Annotated in this window: 3 protein-coding genes and 1 pseudogene; all 4 read right to left on the bottom strand. The window is 45.1% G+C overall.

Annotated elements, in window-relative coordinates:
* A pseudogene (locus V7D75_RS12105) lies at window positions 1-357 on the bottom strand (phosphomannomutase); the annotation flags it as partial.
* A gap of 129 nt (window positions 358-486) precedes the next feature.
* The gene (dut, locus tag V7D75_RS12100) at window positions 487-951 is read right to left on the bottom strand and encodes a dUTP diphosphatase (RefSeq protein WP_333614763.1); all 465 of its coding nucleotides are present in this window, start codon (window positions 949-951) and stop codon (window positions 487-489) included.
* Between the two features lie 146 nt (window positions 952-1097).
* The gene (gene mgtE, locus V7D75_RS12095) at window positions 1098-2501 is read right to left on the bottom strand and encodes a magnesium transporter (RefSeq protein WP_333614762.1); all 1404 of its coding nucleotides are present in this window, start codon (window positions 2499-2501) and stop codon (window positions 1098-1100) included.
* 93 nt (window positions 2502-2594) lie between these two features.
* On the bottom strand, window positions 2595-4277 hold a 1683-nt coding region (locus V7D75_RS12090; RefSeq protein ID WP_333614761.1), incomplete at its 5' end, for a 3'-5' exonuclease.

Raw genomic sequence — 4277 nt, 5'->3', positions numbered from 1 at the left:
GGCAGTGACAATAATACCATGCCCTTGATATTGCTCCGCCCAAAAAATCATCATCGGCGTGGTAACAAGTCCTAGTTGGATGACTTGTAGACCATGCTGAGATAAAATATCAGCAAATACCTGCGCAATGGTATCGCTACTATCGCGGACATCATAACCAATGACGACAATGGTTTTTTCGTTAGCAGTTTGGCTATTGCTTTCATCAATATTTTCGTGATGGATGCTTTGCTGAGTCTGATAAAGATACGCAAAAGCATTTCCCAAAGCATGAATAAAATCATCGGTAAAATGCTGGCGCGACCCACGAATATCATAAGCACGAAATAAGGAGTGCTGCGCAGCAAAAGACGGCATCGCTTACTCTCCTTATAGTCGTGATAAATGGGGTAGTGGTGAATGAAAAATCGCTGATTATTGTTATTGCTGCGATTGATGCTAAATGAAAATCCAATGATGCTTAATGTTTAATGCTTATATTCAATGCTACTGACGACCAGAATGTCCAAAACCACCTGCACCGCGAGCGCTGGTATCGCTAAATTCTGCCACCACTTCAAACTCAGGGCGAGCAACTGGTACAACCACATATTGCGCCATACGTTCTGCTGGGTTTAAGACAAAATCTTCATTACTGCGATTCCAAATACTAACCATCAGCTCACCTTGATAATCGGCATCAATCAAGCCGACCAAATTACCCAAGACGATACCATGCTTATGACCGAGACCTGAGCGCGGTAAAATCATGCCCGCAAAATTGGGGTCTTGGATATAAACGGCGAGGCCAGTGCCTATTAAATGCGTCGCCCCAGCTTTAATGGTCAAAGGTTCATCAATGCAAGCACGTAAGTCAATACCAGCACTGCCATCGGTAGCGCGCGCCGGTAGCGAGAACGCTTTATCTTCAATAATTTTAGGGTTTAAAACTTTAACTTGTACAGCTTGCATAACGCACTCACTTAACGATGTAATGGTTGTATAAACAGAATGAATCACATTTTTAACTGTTAGGTCTTAAATGCTTAACAACAACTATCAATAGAAATAGCTGCTGATTTTTAACTTTTAGTTTTCAGATTTTCATGGGCGGTCGACTAAAGAATAAGTACGCTCGCCAAACCCAAAAACGACATAAAGCCGACGATATCGGTTACGGTGGTTAAAATAACCGAGGCGGATAGGGCAGGGTCGATATTCATACGTTTGAGCAGCAGCGGAATACTAATGCCTGAAACGTTGGCAGCGGTCATATTAATCGCGATAGCAAGCCCGATGACGGCACTGATTTTAATGTCATGAAACCACAATTGGGCAATAATCGCCATGATTATCGCCCATATGATACCGTTTATTGCGCCAACCCACAGCTCTTTATTTAATAACCATAGGCGATTAGAGCCACCGATTTGACCCATTGCCATCCCGCGAATGACCACCGTCAACGTTTGCGAGCCTGCAATGCCGCCCATACTGGCAACCACGGGCATGAGTATCGCCAGCGCCACAACCTTTGCTAACACCGCTTCAAACTGCCCAATCACTGCGGCCGCCAATAGCGCGGTACATAAATTAATACCAAGCCAAATACTTCGGCTTTTGGCACTGGTTAAAATGGGCGCAAATAGCTCTTCATCTTGGCTAACACCGGCCAGGTTTTTCATGGTGCTATCGACGTCATCTTGGATAATTTCCATGATATCTTCGCCGTTTAATTGACCCACCAACTCGCCGTGGCTGTTAATCACTGGGGCAAAGCGAATGTCCTCTGAACGGAAAATCGACGCCGCATCTTGAATATGTAAGCGATCATTGACAGTGATGGCACTATGAATCAAATCAGCGACTAAGGTGCTTTGCTGGTGTTTAATCAAATCAGCCAAACTTAATAAGCCAAGCAGCTGCTGGCTTTGGTCGACGACCAACAGCTCTTGGCTTTCATCATCAAGCAAATCGGCATTTTCTCGCAGCCAGTTTTGTACTTCTGCAAGGGTGATGTCATCCCGAATCTGAATAAGGTCAGGATCCATATAACTGCCGACTTCCCAGTCTTCATAGGTGTCGAGCTTATTGACCTGCACTCGGATGTCTTCATCCAAGGTTGCCATCACTGAAGTACGCACACTTTCGGTGACGGTGTCTAAAATCTCAGAAATGTCCTGCGCATCAAGGTCTTGGGTAAACAGCGATATCTCTTTTGAAGAAACGTTTTCTAGCAGCGGCTGGCGGGTATCAAACTCGAGCTCAGCCAGCACTTCACCTTTGATATCTTCTGGCACTTGCGCCCAAATCAGTAAGCGATTTTGGCTAGGGAAGGATTCGAGTAAGCTGGCAATCTCGTACTCTGATTGCTTTTCTAAAAACTCAGTAATCGCCGCGTACGCCTTTTCCGCCACCAGCTCTTGCAAGTAGAGCAATTTGTATTCGCCGCTTGCTTCTGCCGGATTATAGTCAGCCTGTCGGGTCAATGGTCGTTCAGGATTCGGCGTCGAGGTCGGCATAAAATTTCCAAATTTTTAAAAAAGTATAAATACAAAATTATGCTTACCGCTTATTTCAAGCGCGGTAAACATGGTAACGCTTAAGTTCTAAACTTAACGATTACCTAGTAAAGCACGAATATTGGCCAAGTATTCATCAGCGACTTTTTCAGGGTCTTTGCTGGCTTTTTTCTTTTTTGCCTTCGCTGGCCAGTCGATATGATCTTCTGGTAGCTCATCTAAAAAGCGCGATTCAGAGGTGACGCGCATTTGCCCGCCTGCACGGCGCTGGGTCGCAAGCGTCAACGTCAGCTCACGGCGAGCGCGGGTAATACCCACGTACATTAAACGCCTTTCTTCCTCAATGGTTTCACTAAGGATAGAGTTGCGGTGTGGTAGCATTTCTTCCTCAAGTCCCATGATATACACAAAATCAAACTCCAAGCCTTTTGCTGCATGTAAGGTCATCAGGTTAACCTTGTTGGTATTTTCTTCTTCTTGCTGCTGCTCGAGCATATCAAGCAAGACCAGCTTACGAATGATGGTATCAATCGTACGGTCTTCGTCTTCTTCAGCGCGATTAATCAATGACTGAATACTGGTATAAAGCATGTCGATATTATCGATACGATTTTTTTCTTGTTGCGACGTTTTGGCATCGCTACGTACAAAGTCGATATAGCCGGTTTCATCAATCATTTGACGGACGATAGGCACGGGATCAGGGTGCTGATCGAGCTCACGGGTATAATGCTCGATAAAATCGCCAAACTCTTTTAAGGTACCATAGGCTTTTGACGGCAAGACGTGAGCAAGTCCAGCGTGGGTGCAAGAGGCGAGTAGCGAAATGCTATGCTCTTGCGAAAACAGACCAAGCTTTTCAAGGGTAGCAGGTCCCATCCCGCGCTTGGGCGTATTGATAATACGTAAAAACGCGCTGTCGTCTTCTGGGTTTAAAATCAGACGCAGATAACCCATGATGTCTTTGATTTCACTACGGGCAAAAAACGACTGACCGCCTGATAATTTATACGGCACTTGCAATTGACGCAATTGCGCCTCAAGCATCCGCGCCTGAAAGTTACTACGATAAAGAACGGCATATTGCTCCCACTCATTACCAAAGCGCAGTTTATGGGTGACGATTTCCTTTGCGACGCGCTCAGATTCATCATCGTCATTACGGCAGTTAATGATACGAATTTTTTCGCCTTGCCCTTTATCTGACCACAGTTTCTTTTCAAATAAATGCTCGTTATTGGTAATAACGGCGTTGGCAGAGGTCAAAATACGCGTGGTCGAGCGGTAGTTTTGCTCAAGCATGACGATTTTTAATTTGGGGAAGTCTTCTTTGAGCAATGCCATATTTTCAGGCTTGGCACCGCGCCATGCATAGATAGATTGGTCGTCATCACCTACGACGGTAAAACGCCCTTGCGGCCCGACCAGATATTTAATCATCTCATACTGGGCGGTATTGGTATCTTGATACTCATCGACCAATAAATAACGAATACGGTTTTGCCATTTATCGCGCAGCTCAGCATTTTCACGTAAGATTTTGGTCGGCAGTACAATCAAATCATCAAAATCAACGGCATTATAAGCCCGCAAGTTACGCTCGTATAAGGCATAAAGCGTGGCAAAAATCATATCTTCTGGATCGTCTAAGGTTTCCATCGCCTTATCCGGTTCAATCAAATCGTTTTTCCAGTCAGAAATCATTTTTATCGCTTTGCCGACCAGCTCGCGACTTTCGGCGCCGCTTAAATTGTCACGCATCATCAGCTCCATCAG

The organism is Psychrobacter sp. (genome assembly GCF_036731945.1).
Lineage (GTDB): Bacteria > Pseudomonadota > Gammaproteobacteria > Pseudomonadales > Moraxellaceae > Psychrobacter.
The sequence above is the reverse complement of the archived record's forward strand: the minus strand, read 5'-3'. Positions and strand labels throughout refer to the sequence as shown.

Excerpts from the sequence above, each read along its gene's own strand:
- dut (WP_333614763.1), bottom strand. The coding sequence starts at position 951 with ATGCAAGCTGTACAAGTTAAAGTTTTAAACCCTAAAATTATTGAAGAT.
- mgtE (WP_333614762.1), bottom strand. The coding sequence starts at position 2,501 with ATGCCGACCTCGACGCCGAATCCTGAACGACCATTGACCCGACAGGCT.